The organism is Cohnella yongneupensis (assembly GCF_042655785.1).
GTDB classification, from domain to species: domain Bacteria; phylum Bacillota; class Bacilli; order Paenibacillales; family Paenibacillaceae; genus Cohnella; species Cohnella yongneupensis.
This window is the reverse complement of record NZ_JBHSNC010000012.1, coordinates 22,765-45,830: the sequence shown is the minus strand read 5'-3', so window position 1 is coordinate 45,830 and position 23,066 is coordinate 22,765. Positions and strand designations below refer to the sequence as shown.

The window sequence follows — 23,066 nt, the reverse complement described above, 5'->3', positions numbered from 1 at the left end:
CGCGAAGAAGCGCGATACTCGTCCTTTGGATCTTAAAACTATCTTTTGCCGTTGAATTCGCGAATAAGTACATCCGCATATACGAGTGTTTTCTCATAGCTGGACTGCCGATTCGCAATTCTCCAGAGCATAATGTCCACAGCCCGCATACCCAACAATTCCTTATTGACATGTACTGTCGCCAACGTTGGCAAATAATCATGCGTATGGTCAAACCCGGTTACCGCACATTGCGAAGGCGGTATGCCGCGATCCCTCAGCGCATCCAGTACATACCCGGCACTTGAATCGTTAGCGCACACGAACACTTCCGGTAGTTCATCCTCCGGAATTGCATAGATGACGTTGTAAGTGTCCTCCGCTTCAGCGCCGATCAGCGAAGGCCTCTGCTTGAACTCAAGCTGGTACTCGTCCAACGCAGCACGGAAAGCGATCCATCGCTCGTAGAAGCTCTGGGCATAGTTAATGTTCCCTAAAAACTGAAAGCTTCGATACCCTTTGCTCACCAGCTTGCTGATCATTTCCTTCATGCAGGTGAAATTATCTGTCAGGATCGTATCGCATTGCAGCGTGGAATCGCAATGGTCTACCATTACGACAGGTATATTCAGCGCCTTGATATCCATCAAGATCGAAGTCGAGATCGTCCCGACGGTAATGACGCCTTGGATCGCACCGGGATTCAACAGCGTGAATACATGATCGCTCGTCGGTTCCGTTAACGTCAAGATGTCCAAGCCCTTCTGGTTCAAGCCGGCTGAGACGCCATCGAAGATCGGTCCCCAGTACAATGAGTCTTTGTTCTGAAATCGAATATTCGGAAACAGAACGACAATTGACCCCGACCACTGACTAGTCGTATCTGCATTTCGAATAGCACCGTTATGCAACTTGGGCTCATTCACGAAATACCCTAACTGCCCGGCAGCTTTATGAATCATTTCCCTGGTTTTCTCACTAACGCCCGACTTGCCCGATAATGCACGAGAAACGGCAAATTTCGATACGCCAGCCAGATCCGCTATTTCCTGAATGGTTACTTTACGGCGCACAAATATCATCCTATAAGGTATTTTCATCATTCTTGCATTACGATACTAACATACCAAATAATTATTTTCAAAACAAAATTATAGTTTTGTTTTTATTATGTTTGTTTCTACAACTAACTAAACATTGTCCGATTGCTCTGCCAAGCAGAGTCTCGCTAATCGAGCGCGACGGATTCGCTCACTCTCTGTCAAATACTTCTTATGGTTTATTCTACCAGCGACTATAAAGATTATATGTCGACATTTCTCATTTAAATAGATGTATTTTGTTGAATGATATCGGAGTTCCAGTGAGGGGAGTGCACCGACAATGAAAAACCCAGTAAAAAAGTTGCTTTGGGTCTCGAAACAGAAAACGGTCTTAGCGCAGTCAATTCTGCGTAAGACCGTTTAATTATTTTGCATACTTACCTTCCCCGCAAATCCGCCACACTAGCGCGTTTCCGCTTTTCCTGCACATCCGCACTCTCCTGCCCCTGCGGCTGTGCCATCTTGCGCCCTGGGAACCACCAGTTATAGCGGCCCATCAGCTTCATCGCCACAGGCACGAGAAGCATCCGGATAATCGTGGAGTCGAGCGCGATCGCGACGGCCATGCCGAAGCCGAGCATCTGGATCGGCGGCACGCCGGAGAAAGCAAAGCCCATGAACACGGCAACCATAAGCACCGCGGCGCCCGTAATGAGCGGACCGGTCTTCTCCATCCCTTCCGCGATACTGTCCTCGTGCATGCCGGTGCGATCGTACTCTTCCTTAATGCGGCTGACGAGGAACACTTCGTAGTCGGTGCTCAGTCCGAACAGTAGCGCGAGCAACAGCATCGGCACGAAGTGAACGATATAACCGTTGGCTTCAACATCGAAAATTTCCGAACCGTACCCGAGCGCGAATACGAGCACTAGAATGCCGTAAGTCGCTGCCACGGAGAACAGGTTCAAAATAATCGCTTTGAGCGGAAGCAGCAAGCTTCGGAACGTCAGCACGAGAATCAGGAAAATCAGGACGAGCATGATACCGAGCGCAGGCAACAAGCTGTCGTTGATCGCCTTGGACGCTTCCATTCCGAAAATCGTCTCGCCGCCGATGCTAAAGTGCGTCCCGTCCGGTAGATCAGCAGCAGGCAGCAACTTATCTCTAAGCAGCTTTACGACGCCTCTAGATTCGTCGCTCGAACCGTACTGGTCGAGCGTAACTTCCAGTATGCTCGTATGCCGATCGTTGCTGAGATAACGTTTAGCCATAAGATTTACGTCCGCCGGCAGTGCGCTTCCGCCATTTTGCAGCAAACCGGATACGGTCGCGGCATCTGCGCCAGGGAAGAAGCTCGAGACGGAAGTAACGCTAACGACGTGCTCTTGGGTTTGCAGCTGGGCGGCCAATGCCGCGATCTTCGCGATCGCATCCTGCGTGCCAAGCTCATTGTTCTCGTTGCGAAGCACGATGCTAATCTGGCCCGTCGCGCCGATACCGAACGATTGCTCCATCAAAGTCGTGCCTTGACGTACGGCGGTATCCGCAGGCAGCGTGCGAATGTCAGGCGAATCCAGCTTCATGTCGAGCGCCGGATAGGCGGCCGCCATCAATGCGATTATTGTAAGGATCAAGAATAGCGCGGGACGGCGCATAATGGCCATCGTCCAACGTCTCCAGCCGCTGACTTTGCCGGCCGGACGCGTGCGCAGGAACGGGATTTTGCCTTTGTTGATGCGGGTTCCGAGGATGACGAGCACCGCCGGCAATAACGTTAAGCTCGCCAATCCGGCGACGAAGACGACCACGATGCCGCCGAAAGCGATCGCTTTGATGGCCGCGAGCGGAACGACGAACATGGCGGACAGCGCGGCGATAACGGTTAGCGCCGAGAAGAATACGGTATGTCCCGCGGTCGCGAGCGTCGTGGCGACGGCTTGCTGCTTCGTGACGCCAGGCTTCTCGAGCTCGGACTTGAATCTACTAACGATGAAGAGCGAGTAGTCGATGCCGACCCCGAGTCCGAGCATTAGAGCGGAGTTCGTCACGAACACCGATAGCTCGATTTCCCTCGCGACGAGGTATACGATTCCCATTGCAACCATGACGGACGCGATCGTAACGATAAGCGGCGTAATCGTCGCGACGATCGAACGGAACACGATAAGTAAAATAATGATGATCAGCGGGAAGACGATCATTTCCGCCTTCGCCAGCCCTTCCTGGCTTTGCACGCTGCTCTCGCCCCAGAAGGCTATGCCGCCGACGAGATAGCTCTCGATGCCGAGGCTCTTGCCTTGCTCGACGACGCGTTCTTGATAGTCCGGAATTTTGTTGATGACGAAGTCTGCCTTAATATCCATATCGACGAGCGCGATGCTCATGTTCGGATCTTTGCCGACGAGTCCCGCCGCGATGCCTTCCGATGCATTCAATATGCTGAAAACATCGGCCACGCCTTCTTCCGTCTTCAGCCGATCCACGAGCTGCTTCAGCTTCTCGTTATACTCCGGCGTGCCGACCGCATGCTGCGGATCGCGGATAACGAGCGTCATCGCACTCTCCGATCGCCCCTCGAACTGGCTTGACAGCAGCTTCTCCGCGGCTAGCGAATGCGACCCCGGGACGTCCCAGCCTCCCCCGCTAAGTAGCGGCGCGAGCTTGCCGAACGCCATGCCTCCGAGCAATAGACAGACGATCCACGCAGAGACGACGATCCACCTGAGCTTATGAATCCTTCCGCCCAAACCTAGCAATAACCTATGCATTTCTCTCCACTCTCCTCTTTGTCTGTTTGAACAGTCAAACAATATGCATCAAAAAGAGAAAAAACTTAGTCTTCTCTCTTCCCGCTAACCGATGCGTAGTGCGCACCCAGCATTTGCGATAGCATCGCATACGCTTCGTCGTATTTGAAATCGGGATCGGCGATTTTCTGAAGCGCCAATCCTTCGATAATGGCATGGAGGATTGCCGCCAGCGTACGCGATTGCTCAATCGGGAATCCGGTCAGCGGCTGTACCATCTGGGCGATATGCTCGGTTTTGATCTCCAGCATTTCCTTGAGAATCGGTCGCGCGGCGTCGTTGCGAAGTCCGATCGCGAACAACTCGTAGCGAAGACGGAACCATTCCGGCTCTTCGAGCGCTCTATTCTTCGGCACTTCGAGCAGCTCCGCGATCGAGGTCATCGTCAGCGGTTCCTTGCGTTTAACGTCTATGACTCCGTCGAAGGATTCGCAGTATCTTTCGGTCTCCCGTCGGAACACTTCCGCGAACAACTGATCTTTGCTCGGAAAATAATAATTGATCAGCCCCTGCGCAACCCCGGCCGTGGACGCGATTTCCTTCGTGGAGGCTTTATCGTAGCCCTGTTTGGATAATACGTCATAAGCGGCCGCAATTATTCTGTCGCGTTTGTCTGCATCTGTCATCGGCGCACCTCTGCTCGTAGGGAATTGTTGGTTCGTTGGCTGGTTCAAAGTTGAATGAACGTTCAAACAGATAGTAGCACGGTGGATGTTGGGATGCAAGTTGGTTTATAGAAAAATTTGGGTGGGGTGTGCGGTGGGATTGGAATGTTGATGACAATGAGCGGTTTTTCCGGCTATCTCGGAGGGTTTGGGGTTACTTTGACCCGAGATAGGCGGTTTTTCCGGTTATCTCGGAGGGTTTGGGGTTACTTTGACCCGAGATCGACGGTTTTTCCGGTTATCTCGGAGGGTTTGGGGTTACTTTGACCCGAGATCGACGGTTTTTCCGGCTATCTCGGAGGATCTGGGGTTACTTTGACCCGAGATAGGTGGTTTTTCCGGTTATCTCGGAGCCTCAAGTTGCCCCCTTCACCATCTCCCCCACATGAACGGAAACGGAAACCCGTTCAGCGTCAGCAAAAATCCCGCAGTGATGAACGCGACTATAGCGACAATAAGCGCGCTCAGCCGCCGCCGCTGCGGCTTAAAGTAACCTTGCACCCCGCAAAAAATAAGCGCGGATATAATGCTGATTATGACGCTGAATCCAAAACTCAACCCTACGACCATATGAACCAGGTACGGATAGAGCGCTCCCCCGATTCCGTACAACAGCGCCGGATAGATTTTCTTATCCAATTGGACGCCCTTTAAGAGCCAGTCGGCGAGCATGGAAAAGACGATCCCGTACGTATACGTAATGCTGGAGACGGTCAACGCCGTTATGAGTCCTACAGCCATTGCGACCGTCGGACCCGCCAGCATGAAGACAAGGGTCAGCAGTAAGGAAACGACCATATAAGTCCCGCCTGCCGCTGCAAATTTCAGCACAACGTAAGCACCTACTCCGCTTTGCAACGAGGCCGGAACTTGCATCCCCTTTTCCCGCTCCACCTCGGCGTTGCTGTGATCGAGCCCGCATCCCCAGCAATAATCGGGCAAATCGGTATGATAGCATTGCTCGCACAACGACTTGCCGCACTTGGCGCATGACTTAACCGCTTCGCTAGATTCATGGTAATGACACTGCATCGGTGTCCTCCGAATGGCTTTCGCCTACATAATCGTCCGATTGAATCCTTTGAATCTCGTGCCTTGGTAAGTCAACTCTCCTTGATCCCCCTGGGCGATCAGTCCGAACTGGTTAGACCGGATAGGCAACTCCACGCGGTTCCCATCCTCGAATTCAAAAGTGATATAGTAGTTCGTCGATGCGCTCGAATCTCCCGAACCGCCCCACACTTCGGTCCGCTTATCGATCACCTTGCATCTGGCCTGAACGACCGGGGACGCGTTATTGGAGCTCCAAGTTCCGACGCCCTTAACAATGACGAAGATGATAGTCCCCGCGATGGCGAGCACGACGAAACCCCCGAACAATTTAAAGAACAACGGCATCCCCGCAAAAAATCCCTGAGACTCGCCGAATTGATCCACCAGTAGCATATTCTTTTCCTCCCATCGGTAACTTAGAATAACTCATCCAGCAAAATATAATAGTCGACCTTATCCTCATCCAGCTCGCCGATCCCATAAGCCTCTATGAACGCCGACTTGTATCGATCTGACCCGTAGTTGTGCCGCAAGCTCCGGATCGCTAGCGCGATATCCTGGTAACGGTCCGCGACGCCTGCTCTGCCAAGATCAATAAACCCCGCGATCCGATTCCCGTCGATGATTATATTCGGCAAGCAATAGTCGCCATGCGTGAACACCAAGTCTTCGTGCGTCGGTCTCTTCTCGAGAAGCTGACTATAAATATCGATAGGCTTCCTCTGCTCATTCTCCTCTTCCAAGTCCGCTTCGTCCACTTTTCCTTCCCGGACTCTTCTTTCTCCCTCCGCCAGCTTATGACGCAAAGACTGATCCAGCGGGCAGCCCTCTATCGGGAGGCTATGTAAAAGCTTGATTCCTTCCGCATATAATCTTACCAATTGGTCCGGCTTGGACAGATGCGCCTCTCGCGAAGCGTCTTGCCCGATCACCTCGGAAGTGAGCATGTAGTCCATTCCATTAACCTGTTCGTAAAATAACAACTCCGGCACAGGCGCTTTCCCACTCAGCCAGCTTAGCGCCTCCATCTCCGATCGCAGCGTCGTGTCCCACTCGGAGGGGGATATTTTCAGATAGGCGGCTCCGCCCTTGAAGCCGTTAACGCGGTACACCGCGCTACCGGAATGGCCGACTCGGTTCGTCTCGAACGTGCATCCGGACAGTAAATCCTTGAGCCGTTCGGACAAAGGTTGCTGGATATTTCCGCTTCCACTCATTGCGTTACCTCCTTGCTGCCACCATGCTCATAACGCTGACGCATGTGCGCCAAAATGTGCGCGTTACGCCTAACGATGATTCTTTTGTCCACGTAGATTTCGGTCAGCGCTAGTATGTCTCGCATCCCCTGCTTATCGTATCCGCGGTTCCAGTCCATGATCATCGTGTACAGACTGCGAAGCGATTGCTTGTAGTTGCCCTTTTCAATCCCGAGACGCGTCTTAACGAATCTTGCGCACACCCTCAACTCTCGCAATAACCGGTTAGGCCGAAAAATATAAATAACGTCCGCTTCCTTAAAGCTGTCTTGCCCCCACTTATAATGAACGCCCTCGATAATCCATGAATCTCCGCCGATTATCTCAGCCAACATCGTGTCCCGCTGCTCGGTCGTATATCTCAGATTATCCTCGGTTCGATCCCACACTAGATTATCCGTCTCGTAATGGCGAATACCGAATTCCTTGGACAATGCCCGAGCCATATAGGATTTGCCGCTTCCGCATGCACCGATAATTCGAATTTTGATAGGACAGCGCCTCCATTGGTCTTAGCTTTCGGGCCGGAGTAGCTCAACTCCCGTCCCGTTCGCTATCCGCTGTACGATGTCTTCAACGGTCAGTTGGTCTGTATGTATGTGTTGCCCGAACATCTCGTGGGGAAGGCTGGCCACGCATCGGTCGATTTGCTGCGCGGTCCAAGAGTCGCTCCGTTCCCCTCTTTGCTCTAACCGTTGCAATAACGTCTCTCGGGAAGCGAGCAGCGCGAAATGCTTGATCTCGATTCCATCCGCCCTTAATCGGCCTACGATCTCATTGAAATATTGCGGGACGACGAGCGTCATGGGCACGATAATCGTTCCCTGGTAGCTATCGCTAATCAGCTTAAGCATTTCGTAATTGATCGTTCGCCATTGCCGCCAATCTTGAAAATCCCCGTTCTTGATCGACTCCGGCGCGACCTTCCATATAAAATAGCCAACGTTCTCCGGGTCGTAAAGATGCGAGTCGGGAATTCTTCTATGTAACTCTTGCGCCGCCGTCGTTTTGCCGGAGCCGAACGCTCCGTTGATCCATATGATCATAGGGTTTGCCTCTTTTTCGGATCGAATTGAATGCTTTTGACTAGGTGCTCGAAGATTTCGACATCATCCTTATATCCATCCTTATATTGAATGGAAACGACCACGGTAAGCGGCGACTGCGTGTTTACCTCATAGGCGATCGTATGGATGATAGCTTGATCTTCCTCCGCTTCTTCGGTCTTCTCGGTCTCTATTCTCTTCGCTTGATATCCGCCCACAAGCTCCTCGCTCTCGCTGATGATCTTGCCGTCGTCCACATAGAAGCGTTGAATGAAATCTTTAGCATCTTCGGTCTTCTCGCCTAAAATCATAATGACGGAGTCCTGAACTCCCAAGTACGGCTTGTATGGCTCTCTAGAGATGAATGTATAGAACTGCTCATCGGGATTATCCGGCATTACCCAGTCTTTGGGGTAGTCGAAAGTAAGGATCCCGAAATCCTTTGTCTGCCACTCCATCTTCGAACCGTTCGAGCATCCCGCGATCAGAAGCAGAGTTACCATTAAAGCAAAAATTATAGAGCGCTTTGCCACTTGTGCCACCTCATCAGGGAGTAATCGTTGCCGCAACGAAGTTCTCAATCTCGATTCTCGTCTCAAGATAATACTTGTTCTCATGCTTTCCATAGTTGAAAAAGCCATGCTCCATGCCCTCGTAAGTGACGAAGTCGATTCTATTGCCTGCTTGGACCATGAGATCGACGAACGTCCGGTTCTGCTCGTAGAGCTCGTCGGCCGTCCCGCACATCCATAGCGTCGGAGGCAGGCATTGACGGGGATGGTGCAACGGAGACATCGCGAGCGCTTGGTCTTGGATGTTCGGGAACAGTCTCCTCATGATATCTGTGCCGTCCATTCCCGCTGCGAAAACGATCAGAGCATTCGGCACGTGATCCGCACGATTGCCCTCTTCATCATCCAGATACTCGAACATAATAGCGGACACCGCGACATATCCCCCGGCAGAAGCACCGCATACCACGACCTTGTTCGGGTCGACGCCCAGTTGTTCGCTATGTTGTCTCACCCAACGGACAGCCGATTTTGCATCGCATATCGCTTGATCGGGCATAAACCCTTCGTCATAGCCGTTACGATAATCGACGCAGATCGCAACGATGCCTCGCGAGCTGCAATATTGCGCTTGATGTTGGAACTGCGCGGGCGACAGCGGGCCTTTCTTGAAGCTGCCCCCGTTGAAGAAGAGGATCACGGGCCTGTCCGTTCCGTGCTTGTCCGGCTCGAACACATACAGGATGATCTCCCGCTCGCCCACCACTTTATAGGTAAGCCGAGTAACGGGGTAGTCGAAAGTTATGTCTCTCATAACGCACGCTCCATCTCTATCGACGCTATTTTTCGGCCTTCATGATTGTCTATGATTTTGCTTCCGCAGGGGATAAATCCGTGATTGGTATAGAAGATCAATGCCCTCGTATTCGTATTATGGCAATACAGCTTTAGCCTGCTGATTCGGTGTTCCTCACGCGCTCTCGTCATCATGACGTTCAGCAGATATTCCGCGACGCCTTTGCCTCTATAGGCGCTTGCTAGAATGACATTACCCAGATAGCATGTCGACTGTTCGGCGTCTATATCGTATAGGTTCGCGTAAGCGATTGGCTGATCGTTGTCTGCGTTTACTACCACAGTGGGACTCGCTCGATTAACTAGCATGTTCACGATTTGCTCCGGCGTCAGGGGATATACGAATCTAGGGCCGATGTAAAAAAGCTCCTCTACCGATTGCGGAAAAGAGCTTATGGTTTCTAGGTCGTGGGTGGCTAGGTTTCTGTGCGACAACTTAGTTATGGTGATTCCCCCTATCTTTCTAGGCGCATTGCCTCAGATTCCAAGAGCCGCTTTCATCATCTGATCTGGGAAGCCTTTGAGTTTTACAATTGGGGAATGATTATTTTTCTTGTTTAGATCTATAATATTCATCTCTGAAATAGGTAAATAATCTTCAACTATAAACTCAGTCGTTTTGACCATGTCCGTCATAGATCCAAGCACGCTCCGATCGTACGTCTTCACAAATTTAATTGAATTTGCTTGTTCAATATATTCGTTTATTTTAGATTCTGGAATTCCCTCGGCTTGTAGATTTTCCTTTAGATATTTCACAAATAGTTGATTGAAATTTTTAAAATGCTCCTTCTTAATCCCAAATAAAATAAAGCAAAATCTAGTTTTATTATTCATGATTATTAGATTATTCTTTTTGGCCATGCGAAATATATTAGCGTGCCACTTGAAAAATTCATCGCTTATTTCAGTATCTAGTTCTTCAACAAACGAACTGAGTTCAAAAAGCTTCTTGGTACATGATATGGTTATCATTGGTTTGATCCCTTCTAGTCTATATTCCGAATGACCTGATGCGTGAATATGGTGTTAGATGATGTAGCGGCCCTCACGGTTTGCTATAAATAATTAAGGCATCAAGTAGCTACACTTGACGCCTCAATATCCAACCTGCTATATCTTCATCATTAAATTTACCTTCTGCAGTTCTTAATCCGACTTCCACAAGTTCTTCTTGTGTGTAATTAATTCTCAAACCATTTATTCTAATGAGCAGTAACATTACGGAGACTCCTACCCGCTTATTACCATCAATAAATCCATGATTCTTAATTAGAGAATATGTGATGACAGAGATCTTTCGTACTATACCATCATATAAGTCTTGTCCGTCAAACGTTTGATTTGCTTTGCTAATCGCACTTTCAAGCAACGAACGGTCTCTTACTCCATGCGATCCGCCAGTACTTGTAATAATCTTCTCATGAAATATTAGAAGCTGCTCAACAGTGATCGTATTCACTTTGCCAGCTCCTTAAGAGCGTCCTGGTTCTCATTAATTATGGTATCCATCAAGGATTCAATCGGTTGCTGTGTCTTTAACTTAAGGAATTCAACAAAATCGATTACTTCAATCTTCTTATCTTCTGGTAATGTAATAAAATCCTGAAGCAATTTCTCCTCAAGGCTCATTGGAATACCTCCATTTCCTTTCCTTACATTATACACCAATAAGGTTTGCGATTTAACATGTCATCTTTAAGGTATACAACTTACTTGCCGGTATTTCATCTGAGTAATCATCGATGTCAAACCACCTTAAGCCCGAAGGAGGACGCGATGCGGTTAGATGGTGTATCCGACCGGGTCCACTTTTTCGCTACTGAGATGCTTCTCCGAATTCACTTCTTAACTTCGCACCGGACCAAGGCAAATGCCGATGCGAGAATATGGTGTTAGGAGAGGTAATCATTCTTCCTTGGAATAGCTTCCATTCTTCATATCCAAAACAATTGTTACTCTCTCCCGTAGTTGCTCAATGTCAAATCCATCGAGATATTCAAGATTTGACGGAAAAAGTAATCTTAATTCTCCTTCAACTTCATCCAGTGGATTGTAATAGAAAATGTTTTCAAATGAGTGAGCAATTCGTTTTAAATCGTATTGGATTAGGGTAATTATTTCATGATTCGGCGCAAACCCCCAATGGGTGTTGTACATTAATTAATGAATAGGCGTACTCGACTTCTGATATCCATTAGATTTTTTAAGGATTATTCTAATAGCTGCATCAACAAAATCTTGATATTTAAACATTTGATTGCCCTGAGATATATATGGCGATTGCCCTTTCTTGTTTGGAATCACTTCTAACTTCATGACGGACCGAGGGCGAATGCCCGATGCGTGAATATGGTGTTATCGGAAGTAGCAAACTCCTTGAAATTGCTACAGATTTATTTCACTTGATACGAATCTAAACATAAGGTTGTTGAGCTCGATATTTTTTTTGCTCAAGCCATTTACGACGTTTTATCGGTTCTTTCATGATAAAAACAATATTTCTTCGAAAGCCCATATACATCTCTGAAATTCCTAATGAATCCGATTCTCCATGTTTTTCTTTATACATTTCATAAGCTATATTTATTTCATTGTCCCAAATGCTTATATTTTCAGTGAGAATCTCTCTAATATTTGAATGTATTCTTGTGATAGAGCTAATATATTGCCGAATGTACAATTTAAGATCGGCTTCATCGTCTATCTTCTCTAATTCACTGAGAACAGTTGCTTTGAATTTTCCGTCTTTTCTTAGTTCGCTCACTTTTAAGAATGGATTTATAACACGCTTAGTCAGATCGCCTTCCTTACTTACATTAAACGAAATAATATGAACTGGAAGCCCTCTGTGTTGAACATAGTTTCTTAAAGCCTCCAACACTCTATATCCCAGAACTTCCCCATATTCATCCCTTTTTAAGTTTTCGATAATATTTGAAATATTGGGGTTGTCATCTAACTCTTTTATATCATGAGAGATTTGATCTAAGTAAAGCCTCGAAGTAGTTAAAAAGTTAATCATTCTGCGATTAATTAAATGAATATCTCCTATAGATAAAGTCCAATCGCTAGAGTACAAAGGTGAAATCATTTTATTAAATGATACATTGACTATGTCCTTCTCAAGTTCTGAGTAATTCTCGATTAGAAAGTTAAGCTTTTCTTCTACCTTCAGTATTGCCCTTGTCGTCGTAATAAGCGCGGGACTTCGTCGCTCTCTTCCCGCACACATAACATTTAGCGCCTATCAACCAATTGAACATGCGGTCCGCCTCCCTAAGCTCTATGCTTCCCTTATCATAACTTGGGATTTTTTGTATGTCTATGATAGGTGTGGAAGAATTACGCAGTTAGATTTACTCGAACTACAGCCCATCCGACAACGCCTTTCTCGCACGCACTTTGGATTACTCAAACTGTAGCCAGCCAATCGCACTTTCCTCCGCACGCAGTTCGGGTTACCCAAACTATAGCCCGCCATTCCTACCTTTTCCTGCACGCAGTTCAACTTACTCGAACTACAACCCGTCAATCACGCCCTTCTCCGCATGCAGTTCGACTTACTCGAACTGCAGCGCTCTAGCCCATCGCGCGCAATGCAAAAAACCGCCAAGATCCTCTCTTGGCGGCCTTCTCTACTATATAAGAAAACTACTTCTCGCTAAGCCAGCTCCCGAAGCCACTTTTCGATCTCGCTGAAGGACCCCTCGCTCGACAGAATTCCGTCGTGGTCGCTGTCGAGAATCATGCGCACCTTCGCATTGTTATGCTCGGCGAATAGCGGGGCGTATTGACCCGGAATGAACACTTCTTCCTTCTCGCCGACGAGCACGAGCGTTGGTTGGGTCATCGCTTTCAGGTTGCGCTCGTACTTAGCGTTCGGCGCCCGCGATAGCAACAGCCTGTAGCTGAGATCGAGCGTCTCTCGGCCATGCCGATGCTCGGGCGCTTTGTCGTTGTGCATGACGGTTAAGCCGTTAAACCACCGAATGCCGATCGCGTTAATCATAGTCAGGACGACGATTCGCGGCATATTGATCTGGAGCGTGCTTCCCGGATCTTTCTCATGATTAATCGGCGCTTTCGGATGTATCGCCGGAGCCAGCAGCAAATACGCGCTAATCCGCTGCGCGATCGGCCGCACGGCAAGGCGGAGCGCGTTGCCTCCGCCGCCGGAATGCGCTGCGATAATGAGCTTATTCAGCTGTGGTTCGCTTGTCTCCAGCCACTTCGCCAAGTCCTCGATATCGTGATCGTGCTGACCGACGTACTCCACGTCGCCTCTGCGAACCGGATGTAAGCCGTACCCGCGTAGATCGGGCACGACGACTTGCGCTAGCTGCCGCTTCGAGATGAAATCGGCAAGCGGATGCAAATATTGTCCATCCTCCGAAATCCCGTGCAACATAATGATAAGCTTATCGCTATCCGCACGGTAATGGCGGTAGCAGAGGGATCTTCCGTCCCTCGCTTCGTAGGTCTGGATGGGGGGCAGCACTCTCTCGAACATGATTGGCCTCCGACTTGACTATTGACGCGCTAATTGATGAATATCTGGCGGATTGACGATCGTAGGGCCGCCGCTCTTCAACGTGGTGTTGATCATGGCGATCCCTACTTCCCTTAGCGTAACCAAGTGCTTCGACAGTATCGGACGAAGCAGCGGATACAACCAAGTTATCAATACGGCATACTTGGGTACGTTCTTAAGCCCTTTGGTTGGGTGCATGTAACCGGGACGGAACATGTACGCCCGCTTAAACGGCAGCTTCAGCAAGTCGTTCTCCGTCTTGCCCTTCACTCTCGCCCACATTCTTTTCCCTTGCTCGGTGCTGTCCGTTCCGGCTCCCGTAACGTAGCAGAACACCATGTCCGAATTCAATCGGGACAGCGTCTGCGCCACGTGCATCGTGAGATCGTACGTCACCTTGCGGTATTGCTCCTCTTTCATGCCGATCGAAGACACGCCGAGGCAAAAATAACAGGCGTTGTATCCGACGAGTTGGTCCTCGATAGCCGACAGATCATGAAAATCGCCGTGCACGACTTCCTTCAGCTTCGGATGCGATACGCCGCACGGCCTGCGGGTAAGGACGAGCACCTGCTCGACTTCCGGATGCTGCAAACATTCGTGCAGCACGCCTTCGCCGACCATCCCCGTCGCTCCGGTAACGATTGCTCTTATTTTCAATGCGAGACACCCTTTCCGGAGCATAACTGCGCATGCGATATAGATGAATACGTTTACGGATTATTATACCATAATCGCATGTCCGCGTTGAAAGAAGGAGGGCCCTGAGCGAAATGCGATATAATAGAGCGAGAAAGGCGGTCGATACCGATGAATTCACGATTACACAATCTATACGCTCACCTGGATAGCCATAAGATCGACTCGTTGTTGATCACGTCCCCCAAGCACGTCTATTACCTAACCGGCTTTGCCACCAATCCCCACGAAAGATTCCTCGGGCTGCTGCTGTCGCGCGGCGAAGAACCGGCGCTTCTCGTGCCGGCGCTCGACTACGAAGCCGCCGCCGCGGCGACGGGAATGGCGCGCATTCATACGCACTCGGACACGGAGAACGCGTACGATGTTCTTCGTAAGCTCATGCCAAGCTCCATCCATACGCTAGGAGTGGAGAAGGATCACCTCAGCGTGATGAGGTTCGAGGCACTCTCGGCGGCAATCGGCGCCGACGCTTACGTGGATGTCGGAAGTCCGCTTCGCGATATGCGCGCAGTGAAAAGTTCGAAGGAGATCTCCCGAATGAGGCACGCCGCGCGTATTGTCGAAGACGTTCTCCGGGAAGGCGTCGCCCGCGCGAAGCCCGGCGTTACGGAAATCGAGCTCGTCGCCGAACTGGAATACCAGATGAAGAAGCTCGGGGCGCAAGGCCCTTCGTTCGATACCATGGTGCTGGCCGGCGCCAAATCCGCGCTTCCGCACGGCAAGCCGGATGCGACGCCGATCCGCGAAGGCGACTTGCTTCTCTTCGATCTCGGCGTCTTCGCCGATGGCTATGCCTCCGACATTACTCGCACATTCGCGGTCGGCGACGTCTCCGACGAAGCCAAGCGAATCTACGCGGCGGTACTGGAAGCCAACCAGCGCGCGATCGAAGCGATTCGACCCGGCGTGTCGCTAGGCAGTCTCGATCGCGCCGCGAGAGCCGCGATCGAAGCCGCAGGTTACGGACCATATTTCATGCACCGGCTCGGCCATGGGCTCGGCATGGATATCCATGAATATCCTTCCGTACACGGCCTCAATGAAGATCCCGTGCGCGCCGGCATGGCCTTCACCGTCGAACCTGGCGTCTACGTGCCCGGCATCGGCGGCGTACGCATTGAGGATGACGTCGTGGCAACCGAAGACGGCGTCGATGTGCTGACGAGATTCCCTAAAGAGTTGACGGTCATCGGTTGATGTACCGACCAAGCGCAAATACCGAACGAAGATAGAACCTCCTTCGTTCGGTATTTTTGTCCGAAATTAATGCCCTACCCGCTCACCTCCACAATGCTAGCCAGCTTCACCCACTGGCCGCCGATGAAAATCCGGTAAGCGAGCAGGTCCAGCTTCACGATCGCGCCGCTGACCGTCCGATCCGCCTCGGGCTCCCATAACAGCAACGTAATCTCCTCGCCCGTCTGGCACGCCACGCTCAGCCGGTCATTGATCTCCTCCCACCGCTGCGGATCGAGCATCGGTTTCGACCGGCGCTCCGGCCGGTTGTTCAGCGCGATAATTCGCTCTTTATGCTCGGGCAGCATCATGCGGCTCGATTCCCATAGCCCGTTGTTCTCGAGCTTCTTCGTCATCTATAATGCCCTCCGATCTTGCCGGCTCTGTCCTTGGCTTGCCCTGCATCCGTCATCGACACGGCTCTCATGATCGCAGTGCTGCCGTACTTCTCCTTCAGCGCGTCCGTCGCCCGCTCCAGCATGCGGAACCGGTCACGCTCGTCGAACAGAGACAGCTGGTATTCCTCCTCGCCGGACAGCTGGCTGAGGCCGACCGCTACTTTGCGCACCGGCTCCCTTCCCCAGTGTTGCTCGAACAGCTGCACCGCCGCTTTGTACACTTGATTCGTCACGTTCGTCGGCTCCGGCATCTTCATCTGCCGGTAAAAACCCGTCGGCCGGTCGAAGTCGGCGCCCTGGCACCCGACCGAGACGACGAACCCCATGAACCCGAGCCCCCGGCACCGCCGGCATACGAGCTCGGTCAGCTCGAGCAGCACGACCTTCAAGTCCTCCATCGTCCGATAATCCCGCGGCAGCGTCATCTGATGGCCGACGCTCTTGGGCGGCGTCTTGTGCGTATAAGGGCTGACCGGACTGTCGTCCTTGCCGTTGGCTAGCCGCCAATACAGCTCCGCGTCGATGTCACAGTTTTTCTTGAACTTCTTGCGCATCATCTGCTTCAACGTAGCCAGCGGCGTCTGAGCCAAATCCCCGATCGTCGGCATACCCATCGCGTTAAAATGCGCGGTCATCCGGCTGCCGACCATGAACATTTTGTTGATCGGCTGCTTCCACAAAAGCTCCGGCAAATCCGCCTCATTGAGCACGAACAGCCCGCTCTCGTTCTTTTTCGCCCATAGGTCACACGCCATCTTCGCCGTCACCTTGGAATAGCTGATGCCAAGCCGCGTATAGATGCCCGTCTCGCTTCGCACCTGATCCTGGATCGCCTGCGCGATCTCGAGCGGCGTGCCGAACAAGCGCTGGCTACCCGTCACGTCGATGAACTGTTCATCGATCGAATACGGCTCCACCAGATCGCTATACGCGCGGTATATATCCGTAATCTGCATCGAAATATCGATATACAGCTGCATCCGCGGCCGGATGATGACGAGGTCCGGGCACTTGGCTACCGCCTCGCGCACCGTCTCGGCCGTCGTCACCCCGTATTCCTTAGCCATCGGGCATGCCGCCAAAATAATGCCGCTCCGCCGCTCGGGATCCCCCGCCACGACGACCGGCTTGTTCGCGTATTGCGGATTAGCCGCCTTCTCCACCGAGGCGTAGAAGCTTTGGCAGTCCGCCAGCATAATGATTCGCTCCGCGTTTTTCCCCATTTTCGTCCATCACCCGTCCGTTAGCTTAACTCCGGTATATTCGCTCGCCTTCCTTAGCGCCTCCGTCCGAAGCGTTCCCCATAGCAACGTCAACTGATGCTCGTAACCTCGGCACAAATACGCGACCTCCACGCCCGACCGCGTCCGCTTCTCCGGCAGCACCTTGATCCCGCGCTCCTTCAGCGCCCTTCGCACGACGTAATGCTCGTTGATCAGATCGTCCAGCACCTTCTGCAGCCCCCGCACGAGTATCAAGTCCAGCTTGAAGCCGGCCTTGCGGGCCGTATCGATATCGCTTTGGAGATAATCCAGCATGACGGGAATAACAATCGCTTCCTTCACCAAGCGCAGCTCTTCCTTGCTTAGCACAGGCGGTTTCATCGATCCTCTCCCTTGCCGTCCGATGCGCCCAAAAAAACACCGAACGAGTGTTCGTGTTAATCATTATATGCGAACGGGTGTTCTTTTATCCACATTTATTTTTTGGCTGGACAGGCTTATACTGAGAAAGAAGAGGAGGAGTTTCCATGTGCGGACGTTATACGATCGTGGTATCCATCGAGGAATTGATGCTGAGGTATCTTAGCGATTTGCCGACCAATCGGTACCATACGCCCCGCTACAACGTCGCTCCGATGCAGCAGGTGCTGGCGGTCGTGAACGACGGGGAAAAGAATCGCCTCGGGGAGCTTCGCTGGGGGCTTGTCCCTTCGTGGGCTTCGGACGATAAGATCGGCTCGAAGATGATTAACGCGCGCGCGGAGACGGTGCTCGAGAAGCCTTCTTTCAAGACTTTGATCCAGCGCAAAAGAGCGCTAGTGCCCGCCGACGGCTTCTACGAGTGGAAGCAAACCGGGGGCCAGAAGCAACCGATGCGGATTACGATGAAAGACGGCGGCATCTTCTCGATGGCCGCTTTGTACGATACATGGACAGGGCCGGACGGCCGCAAAATAAGCACGTGCACGATCATCACGACGACGCCGAACGAGCTTATGGCGGACATCCACGATCGGATGCCCGTTATTTTGCGACCGGAGGACGAAGCGTTCTGGCTCGACCGCGGCAACGCGAACACGGCGGAGCTGACAAGCCTGCTGCAGCCTTACGATGCCGGCGCGATGCGGGCTTATCCGGTGTCCGCGATCGTCGGCAACGTGAGGAACGATACCCCCGAATGCATCGAGGAGCAGGCGGTGCTGTTCTAATGGTCATCCACGGCCAGGACGGAGTCACCGCTAATGATCGTTCCGTCGTGACTGCCTTCGCAGATCGCCTTCATGACGCCCGGCTTGTCGAAGTTGAACACGTGGATCGGCAAGCCGTAATCCCGAGCCAGTATGAACGCCGATTGGTCCATAACCGTTAGGTTGCGCTGAAGCACGTCGTTATAATGCATCGACTTGAACTTGCGGGCGTCCGGGTCCAGCTTCGGATCGGCGCTCAGCACGCCTTCCACCCCTTGCTTGGCCACGAGTATCGCGGAGCATCTGACCTCGATCGCCCGTTGCACGGAAGGATAGTCGGTCGTGACGAAAGGCTGTCCGTTGCCGCCAGCGAAAATGACGATGTAGCCTTTTTCCAGATGGTGAACCGCTCTTAAACGTATGTATGGCTCGGCGACGGCGCTTACCGGCAACGCGGTCATGACGCGCACTTCCTTGTCCGTCTTCGCCTTCAGAACGCCGCGGAGCATCAGGCTGTTGATGACCGTCGCGAGCGTTCCGATGTTGTCGGCTTCCGCGCGTTCGATGCCCCATGAGGACGCCATGCTCCCGCGAAAAATATTGCCTCCCCCGATGACCAGGGACACTTCGACGCCCAGCTCGACGACGGACAAAATTTCGCTCGCGATATGCTCCAATCTCGCCGGATCGAAGCCGAATTGACCGCTGCCCGCGATCGCCCCGCCGCTTAATTTAATCAACACGCGCTTATACTTGAGCATCTCCCGCACCTCCGATGATCTACTCTATGTAAAGGGACGATGAATATACTATTCGGACGGCATCGCGGGTTTGAGAGTGGGTCCGAAGGTGGGTTTCAGACGCTCGCCGAACTTTTGCGGTCGCTTCGGCTGTTCGCTTGACACCGTTTCGGAGCCTTGGTATAGTGAACGCACACAACTGAATTCAGACCCGCTTACGATGGAAGCACCCGTAAGGTAAGGCGTTGATACGCCTATCCTGCGGGTGCTTTTTGGCATGTCTATTACCAATTTCGGAGGGATTGTCATGGTCAGAATGCGCAACAAAATCACGTTCGGTACGGGTAAAATCATCGTCGCGTTGTTACTTGCCTTATCCGCTTGGAGCTCCGTTCCCGCTACGACCGAGGCGGCCGCGATCGAGCTCACTTTGCCGATCAAATCCGACTTCGACAAAACCGTCGCGGCCGCCGATGTGGGGACGGGAGTGAAGCTTAAGCAACTCTATCCTTCGCTTCAGTCGCTGCTGAACGAGGACATTCAGCTCGAGGCGCAGATCAAGGCGCTGCACTATGACAACGAGGAAGCGTTGATCTCGCTGCGCAAGACGATTCGGGATATCGATAGCGCCAAGCTGGACAAGCTCGAAAACGAAGTGAAGCAGATCAAGGCGAAGTACAAGCCGCTGTTCGACGACTACACCGCGCTGAACAAGCAGATTGCCGCGGCGCGGGCGCTCAAGAGCAAGCTGCTGAACGAGGCGCTCCGTATTCAAGCCAATGCGATGAAGATGGCGACCCAGCTCGCGCGCGACAACATTCGGGCGAAGGAAGCGGCGCTGAAGACGGCCAAGGAGGCCGCGGCCGCCAAGATCAAAGCCGCCCGGACGACGCTCGGGGAGACGGATACGATCAAGGTGCAAATTCAAGCGATGAAGAGCGCCGCCGCTTTGCCGCGCAAGAGCCAATCTCCGGTCTGGACCAACTTCAAATACGCCATCAAGAAGAACGAGACTCGCAGCGCCTCCGATGCGCTGGAGACGCTCGTATCGCTTTCGAAGCAGATCGTGGAGAAGCAGCGGCAGACTTTGGACGCGGAGAAGAAGATCGCGGGGGTTATCGCGAAGACGAAGACGCAAATCGGGGTAAAGTGAGCAGGAGGCAGGAAGATGAAGAAGTCGAGGCTGAGTGGCAACGGGTTCTGGGATACGGGGCATTCTCCATGCTATGATAGAGGGCATGAAGGAGTGGACGAACTAATGGCTCAAAGCATTCGCCTGGAGACAGACCAGGATTTCGAGGAAGCCGTCCAGCGGCACGCCTCGGTGAGGGTGTTCAAAAACGATCATATGATCGACTCCGGAGGCATCATCCTTCGGTTCGACGACAACATCGTCGTCGTGCAGACTAGCGTCAGCGAACTGACCTACCACTCGCGGAAAGAGTGCGAGTTTTTCATGGTGCGGCAGCGGTAGGAGTGGTGGATGTTCGCGAGATCCCCGGAAATATCCGGGATCTCGCCTCTGCGCACGCCTATTGCTCCCGAGATCCCCGGAAATACCCGGGATCTCGCCTCTACGCACCCCCATTGCGCCCGAAATCCCCGGAAATACCCGGGATCTCGCCTCTGCGCACGCCTATTGCACCCGAGATCCCCGTTAAAACCCGGAATCTTCTTCTGCACCTATAGCAACGAAGCTACTCGGAACGCATTCACGACTGCATAAGCGAGACTGACGACGGCCAAGCCCCTAACAACTTTTTTATTGGATATCGTTCTATGGAAAAACTCCGGTCGAAATAACCCCATATAGCCAATACAAATAAAAATGGCAACTTCAACGGCATAATACGTAACCTCGCCCATCATGTTTTCATCTCCTTATTGTCTACATCCCGTCATCTTCACGGGGCATTTTCTTCCTCTGCTTTAATGGCTCCGCCAGCCCAGTAGGCACAACAACGGAACGAGAAACCTTAAAATCTTCTTCATGCTGTCCACTTCCCTTGGGAGTTTAAGTATTTTTTAGGATGAACAGAGGAGGGAAATGTGGGTTATTGTCGAATCCTGTCATTACCCTAAATTCCGAGAGGAGTCTTCATCTTTGAAACAGCTCAAATTAACGCTTATTTTCGCCCTAGTTCTCCTATTCCTCCAAGGATTTGCCATATCCGCCGCCACTAAGGAGCCGGCTCCACCAAGCGATCTACTGGGGGCCAGCGACATCGCCTACCTGGACTTCGCTGATTTCGTGAAAAAAACGGATAGCGAGAAACGGAAAGTTCTGGACCAGTATGGTCTTAAAAACTTCGTGTATTTAGCAAAACAGAATAAAGACGGCTTTCAGGCGGTAGCCTTCAAATCGACCGACTCCAAGAAGATTATCATCGCTTTTCGCGGCAGTGACCAATTCATGCAGGATTGGGTAGTTCAAAACGGCGGGAGCGTCGTCAGCGGGATCGCATCCGTACAGGCTGAGCTCGCCCGAAAGTTTACGAAGAAAATATTGGCCGATTCCGCCAAAGATAATAGCGATGTGTTTTTGACGGGTCACTCTCTAGGCGGTTGGCTAGCGCAAAGAATTGCGCTCGATCAATTCAATGAGAAACGCTTCAAAATGTGCGTGACCTTTAACGCACCCGGGTTTTACGATCCTAAAACGGCCAAAACCGTTAGCACGATCTACAAAAAAATCTTCTCCGCGGTTAACCCGCTGAATATGTTCATTGCAGACTACGTAATAGACTATTTGAAAGATACGAGCGACTCCATCTTTACCGATGCGCAATGGAAGGCGCAGCTGAATGGAACATACGACACCAAGGTTTGGAATTATGTCATCAATGGAGACCTCGTCGGGGATCTTCACGGCAATAAAGTAGGCAGGCATATCGGGAAAACCATAATGGTAACCACTAGCAAAAAAGTTTCGGGAACCATTACGCTGAACGATGCTCTGAAATGCGCTACTTCTCCATTAAGTATCCTGCTTAACCCCGTCGGTTGCGTGGCGGCCAAAGCTACAAAGAAGAAAATTGATAGCATAATCGCCCTTCACGGCATTGACAATTTCAAACCGTAATCCATGATCAAAAATGCTCCCTCAAGGTAAACAGGTGCAGGAATAGCACCTATCCTCCGCGGGGAGCATTTTTCATGTCTACGCACTTTCCGCCAATTCCTTAATATGTTCCATGACTTCCATATGCACGTTCCTAATGATGCTTCTAGTCCAAATATCGAAATATTGCGATGGCTTGACCTTCAGGTCGTACCAGCTGTTGCCGATCAAGGTGGTCGTCCCGTCCCCGTTATCTTGAAGCAGGAATTGCCCTTTGAGTAAGTTCAGATGGCCGATAATTTCGGGATCGTTGGGTTGTTCCGTAATTTCGAAAGTCAGCTTGGCGCCCGGCTCGAGCTCTACGATCTTCTCTTGGAATATCGCGCCGTTGCTGAAAATACATTGCCTGCTTGCCCCTACGTAATTTCCTTCCGCTATGGACTGAACCGGGCTCGGAAGTCCGATCCGGAATAGCCAGTAGTCCGGCTCGGTTTCGATCCGCGGGAACGATACGACATATTGCCACACCTGCTCCGGACTCGTGTTAATCGTGATCCGGTCCGATACCAAGTCGTTCGACGGCGTCACCGTAACGATATTGATTGCAAAGATGGCGAGGAACGATCCTAACACGCTGATTTTGAGCTCACTTCGACTAGAGGTGTGGCTAAATTAGCTTTCTGTTCTGACGTAATTCCACAAGCGGTTAGAATCAAGATACTAACCAAAAACAACATCGTTTTTCTGAAAACCATTTTTGCCTCACCAT

The 23,066-nt window shown here is 51.5% G+C and carries 27 protein-coding genes; 5 read left to right on the top strand and 22 right to left on the bottom strand.

The window, feature by feature from the left end:
- Positions 1-38: 38 nt before the first annotated feature.
- The 17 genes from ACFPQ4_RS04580 to ACFPQ4_RS04500 all read right to left on the bottom strand — a co-directional run bounded on the left by ACFPQ4_RS04580 (position 39) and on the right by ACFPQ4_RS04500 (position 14,410).
- A complete protein-coding gene (locus tag ACFPQ4_RS04580; RefSeq protein ID WP_378110591.1) occupies positions 39-1,052 on the bottom strand; it encodes a LacI family DNA-binding transcriptional regulator in 1,014 nt (337 codons plus the stop codon).
- A 407-nt stretch (positions 1,053-1,459) separates the two neighbouring features.
- Positions 1,460-3,790 (bottom strand): MMPL family transporter, encoded by a 2,331-nt coding sequence (locus ACFPQ4_RS04575; protein ID WP_378110590.1) that lies wholly within the window; start codon positions 3,788-3,790, stop codon positions 1,460-1,462.
- Between the two features lie 65 nt (positions 3,791-3,855).
- A complete protein-coding gene (locus ACFPQ4_RS04570) occupies positions 3,856-4,455 on the bottom strand; it encodes a TetR/AcrR family transcriptional regulator (RefSeq protein WP_378110589.1) in 600 nt (199 codons plus the stop codon).
- A gap of 408 nt (positions 4,456-4,863) precedes the next feature.
- The gene (locus ACFPQ4_RS04565) at positions 4,864-5,526 is read right to left on the bottom strand and encodes a hypothetical protein (protein WP_378110588.1); all 663 of its coding nucleotides are present in this window, start codon (positions 5,524-5,526) and stop codon (positions 4,864-4,866) included.
- A gap of 24 nt (positions 5,527-5,550) precedes the next feature.
- Positions 5,551-5,940 (bottom strand): DUF2500 domain-containing protein, encoded by a 390-nt coding sequence (locus tag ACFPQ4_RS04560; RefSeq protein WP_378110587.1) that lies wholly within the window; start codon positions 5,938-5,940, stop codon positions 5,551-5,553.
- A gap of 23 nt (positions 5,941-5,963) precedes the next feature.
- Positions 5,964-6,764, bottom strand: a complete 801-nt coding sequence (locus ACFPQ4_RS04555; protein WP_378110586.1) for an APH(3') family aminoglycoside O-phosphotransferase — start codon at positions 6,762-6,764, stop codon at positions 5,964-5,966.
- Positions 6,761-7,249 (bottom strand): P-loop NTPase family protein, encoded by a 489-nt coding sequence (locus ACFPQ4_RS04550; RefSeq protein WP_378110585.1) that lies wholly within the window; start codon positions 7,247-7,249, stop codon positions 6,761-6,763. Before ACFPQ4_RS04550 ends, ACFPQ4_RS04555 begins: the two co-directional genes overlap by 4 nt.
- Positions 7,250-7,315: 66 nt before the next feature.
- Positions 7,316-7,849, bottom strand: a complete 534-nt coding sequence (locus tag ACFPQ4_RS04545) for an AAA family ATPase (RefSeq protein WP_378110584.1) — start codon at positions 7,847-7,849, stop codon at positions 7,316-7,318.
- A complete protein-coding gene (locus ACFPQ4_RS04540; RefSeq protein WP_378110583.1) occupies positions 7,846-8,382 on the bottom strand; it encodes a hypothetical protein in 537 nt (178 codons plus the stop codon). Before ACFPQ4_RS04540 ends, ACFPQ4_RS04545 begins: the two co-directional genes overlap by 4 nt.
- 13 nt (positions 8,383-8,395) lie before the next feature.
- Complete coding sequence (locus ACFPQ4_RS04535; RefSeq protein ID WP_378110582.1) at positions 8,396-9,175, bottom strand: alpha/beta hydrolase; 780 nt, start codon at positions 9,173-9,175, stop codon at positions 8,396-8,398.
- Positions 9,172-9,651, bottom strand: coding sequence for a GNAT family N-acetyltransferase (locus ACFPQ4_RS04530; RefSeq protein ID WP_378110581.1), 480 nt, complete (start codon positions 9,649-9,651; stop codon positions 9,172-9,174). Before ACFPQ4_RS04530 ends, ACFPQ4_RS04535 begins: the two co-directional genes overlap by 4 nt.
- Positions 9,652-9,693: 42 nt before the next feature.
- Positions 9,694-10,191 (bottom strand): DUF6933 domain-containing protein, encoded by a 498-nt coding sequence (locus ACFPQ4_RS04525; protein ID WP_378110580.1) that lies wholly within the window; start codon positions 10,189-10,191, stop codon positions 9,694-9,696.
- 109 nt (positions 10,192-10,300) lie between these two features.
- A complete protein-coding gene (locus ACFPQ4_RS04520) occupies positions 10,301-10,678 on the bottom strand; it encodes a type II toxin-antitoxin system death-on-curing family toxin (RefSeq protein WP_378110579.1) in 378 nt (125 codons plus the stop codon).
- A complete protein-coding gene (locus ACFPQ4_RS04515) occupies positions 10,675-10,848 on the bottom strand; it encodes a DUF2281 domain-containing protein (RefSeq protein WP_378110578.1) in 174 nt (57 codons plus the stop codon). Before ACFPQ4_RS04515 ends, ACFPQ4_RS04520 begins: the two co-directional genes overlap by 4 nt.
- Before the next feature lie 784 nt (positions 10,849-11,632).
- Positions 11,633-12,451, bottom strand: a complete 819-nt coding sequence (locus ACFPQ4_RS04510) for a protein kinase family protein (RefSeq protein WP_378110577.1) — start codon at positions 12,449-12,451, stop codon at positions 11,633-11,635.
- A 429-nt stretch (positions 12,452-12,880) separates the two neighbouring features.
- Positions 12,881-13,729, bottom strand: coding sequence for an alpha/beta hydrolase (locus ACFPQ4_RS04505; RefSeq protein WP_378110576.1), 849 nt, complete (start codon positions 13,727-13,729; stop codon positions 12,881-12,883).
- Positions 13,730-13,747: 18 nt separating this feature from the next.
- Positions 13,748-14,410 (bottom strand): NAD-dependent epimerase/dehydratase family protein, encoded by a 663-nt coding sequence (locus tag ACFPQ4_RS04500; RefSeq protein ID WP_378110575.1) that lies wholly within the window; start codon positions 14,408-14,410, stop codon positions 13,748-13,750.
- 150 nt (positions 14,411-14,560) lie between these two features.
- Between ACFPQ4_RS04500 and ACFPQ4_RS04495 the strand changes: the two genes are divergently transcribed.
- Complete coding sequence (locus tag ACFPQ4_RS04495; RefSeq protein WP_378110574.1) at positions 14,561-15,649, top strand: M24 family metallopeptidase; 1,089 nt, start codon at positions 14,561-14,563, stop codon at positions 15,647-15,649.
- 74 nt (positions 15,650-15,723) lie between these two features.
- On the opposite strand, the gene ACFPQ4_RS04490 is transcribed toward ACFPQ4_RS04495, so the two are convergent.
- The 3 genes from ACFPQ4_RS04490 to ACFPQ4_RS04480 are packed head-to-tail and all read right to left on the bottom strand — an operon-like array spanning position 15,724 to position 17,690.
- On the bottom strand, positions 15,724-16,044 hold the full coding sequence (locus tag ACFPQ4_RS04490; RefSeq protein ID WP_378110573.1) for a YolD-like family protein: 321 nt from the start codon (positions 16,042-16,044) through the stop codon (positions 15,724-15,726).
- Positions 16,041-17,309, bottom strand: coding sequence for a DNA polymerase IV (locus ACFPQ4_RS04485; protein ID WP_378110571.1), 1,269 nt, complete (start codon positions 17,307-17,309; stop codon positions 16,041-16,043). The genes ACFPQ4_RS04490 and ACFPQ4_RS04485 overlap by 4 nt, the downstream gene beginning before the upstream one ends.
- A gap of 9 nt (positions 17,310-17,318) precedes the next feature.
- The gene (locus ACFPQ4_RS04480; protein ID WP_378110570.1) at positions 17,319-17,690 is read right to left on the bottom strand and encodes a YhjD family protein; all 372 of its coding nucleotides are present in this window, start codon (positions 17,688-17,690) and stop codon (positions 17,319-17,321) included.
- Between the two features lie 146 nt (positions 17,691-17,836).
- On the opposite strand from ACFPQ4_RS04480, the gene ACFPQ4_RS04475 reads away from it, so the two are divergent.
- Complete coding sequence (locus ACFPQ4_RS04475; RefSeq protein WP_378110569.1) at positions 17,837-18,517, top strand: SOS response-associated peptidase; 681 nt, start codon at positions 17,837-17,839, stop codon at positions 18,515-18,517.
- Here ACFPQ4_RS04475 and pyrH read toward each other — a convergent pair.
- A complete protein-coding gene (gene pyrH, locus ACFPQ4_RS04470) occupies positions 18,514-19,257 on the bottom strand; it encodes a UMP kinase (protein ID WP_378110568.1) in 744 nt (247 codons plus the stop codon). The two genes, ACFPQ4_RS04475 and pyrH, sit on opposite strands and share 4 nt — an antisense overlap.
- 286 nt (positions 19,258-19,543) lie before the next feature.
- Here pyrH and ACFPQ4_RS04465 point away from each other — a divergent pair, with 286 nt between their 5' ends.
- The 3 genes from ACFPQ4_RS04465 to ACFPQ4_RS04455 all read left to right on the top strand — a co-directional run bounded on the left by ACFPQ4_RS04465 (position 19,544) and on the right by ACFPQ4_RS04455 (position 22,318).
- A complete protein-coding gene (locus ACFPQ4_RS04465) occupies positions 19,544-20,389 on the top strand; it encodes a hypothetical protein (RefSeq protein WP_378110567.1) in 846 nt (281 codons plus the stop codon).
- Positions 20,390-20,494: 105 nt separating this feature from the next.
- Positions 20,495-20,710, top strand: coding sequence for a hypothetical protein (locus tag ACFPQ4_RS04460; RefSeq protein ID WP_378110666.1), 216 nt, complete (start codon positions 20,495-20,497; stop codon positions 20,708-20,710).
- 630 nt (positions 20,711-21,340) lie between these two features.
- Positions 21,341-22,318: a Tle-like phospholipase domain-containing protein gene (locus ACFPQ4_RS04455; protein WP_378110566.1), complete on the top strand. Its 978-nt coding sequence runs from the start codon at positions 21,341-21,343 to the stop codon at positions 22,316-22,318.
- 78 nt (positions 22,319-22,396) lie between these two features.
- Here ACFPQ4_RS04455 and ACFPQ4_RS04450 read toward each other — a convergent pair whose 3' ends face one another.
- Positions 22,397-22,930 carry an SRPBCC family protein gene (locus ACFPQ4_RS04450; RefSeq protein ID WP_378110565.1) on the bottom strand — a complete coding sequence of 178 codons (534 nt, stop codon included), beginning with the start codon at positions 22,928-22,930 and terminating at the stop codon, positions 22,397-22,399.
- Positions 22,931-23,066 lie beyond the last annotated feature (136 nt).

Bases quoted from the DNA above. Each gene is read 5' to 3' on its own strand.
- ACFPQ4_RS04575 (WP_378110590.1), bottom strand. From the start codon at position 3,790: ATGCATAGGTTATTGCTAGGTTTGGGCGGAAGGATTCATAAGCTCAGG.
- ACFPQ4_RS04570 (WP_378110589.1), bottom strand. From the start codon at position 4,455: ATGACAGATGCAGACAAACGCGACAGAATAATTGCGGCCGCTTATGAC.
- ACFPQ4_RS04535 (WP_378110582.1), bottom strand. From the start codon at position 9,175: ATGAGAGACATAACTTTCGACTACCCCGTTACTCGGCTTACCTATAAA.
- pyrH (WP_378110568.1), bottom strand. From the start codon at position 19,257: ATGCTCAAGTATAAGCGCGTGTTGATTAAATTAAGCGGCGGGGCGATC.
- ACFPQ4_RS04460 (WP_378110666.1), top strand. From the start codon at position 20,495: ATGGCTCAAAGCATTCGCCTGGAGACAGACCAGGATTTCGAGGAAGCC.
- ACFPQ4_RS04555 (WP_378110586.1), bottom strand. From the start codon at position 6,764: ATGAGTGGAAGCGGAAATATCCAGCAACCTTTGTCCGAACGGCTCAAG.
- ACFPQ4_RS04565 (WP_378110588.1), bottom strand. From the start codon at position 5,526: ATGCAGTGTCATTACCATGAATCTAGCGAAGCGGTTAAGTCATGCGCC.
- ACFPQ4_RS04510 (WP_378110577.1), bottom strand. From the start codon at position 12,451: ATGTGTGCGGGAAGAGAGCGACGAAGTCCCGCGCTTATTACGACGACA.
- ACFPQ4_RS04505 (WP_378110576.1), bottom strand. From the start codon at position 13,729: ATGTTCGAGAGAGTGCTGCCCCCCATCCAGACCTACGAAGCGAGGGAC.
- ACFPQ4_RS04495 (WP_378110574.1), top strand. From the start codon at position 14,561: ATGAATTCACGATTACACAATCTATACGCTCACCTGGATAGCCATAAG.
- ACFPQ4_RS04480 (WP_378110570.1), bottom strand. From the start codon at position 17,690: ATGAAACCGCCTGTGCTAAGCAAGGAAGAGCTGCGCTTGGTGAAGGAA.
- ACFPQ4_RS04465 (WP_378110567.1), top strand. From the start codon at position 19,544: ATGGTCAGAATGCGCAACAAAATCACGTTCGGTACGGGTAAAATCATC.
- ACFPQ4_RS04525 (WP_378110580.1), bottom strand. From the start codon at position 10,191: ATGATAACCATATCATGTACCAAGAAGCTTTTTGAACTCAGTTCGTTT.
- ACFPQ4_RS04485 (WP_378110571.1), bottom strand. From the start codon at position 17,309: ATGGGGAAAAACGCGGAGCGAATCATTATGCTGGCGGACTGCCAAAGC.
- ACFPQ4_RS04545 (WP_378110584.1), bottom strand. From the start codon at position 7,849: ATGATCATATGGATCAACGGAGCGTTCGGCTCCGGCAAAACGACGGCG.
- ACFPQ4_RS04550 (WP_378110585.1), bottom strand. From the start codon at position 7,249: ATGGCTCGGGCATTGTCCAAGGAATTCGGTATTCGCCATTACGAGACG.
- ACFPQ4_RS04490 (WP_378110573.1), bottom strand. From the start codon at position 16,044: ATGACGAAGAAGCTCGAGAACAACGGGCTATGGGAATCGAGCCGCATG.
- ACFPQ4_RS04560 (WP_378110587.1), bottom strand. From the start codon at position 5,940: ATGCTACTGGTGGATCAATTCGGCGAGTCTCAGGGATTTTTTGCGGGG.
- ACFPQ4_RS04475 (WP_378110569.1), top strand. From the start codon at position 17,837: ATGTGCGGACGTTATACGATCGTGGTATCCATCGAGGAATTGATGCTG.
- ACFPQ4_RS04515 (WP_378110578.1), bottom strand. From the start codon at position 10,848: ATGAGCCTTGAGGAGAAATTGCTTCAGGATTTTATTACATTACCAGAA.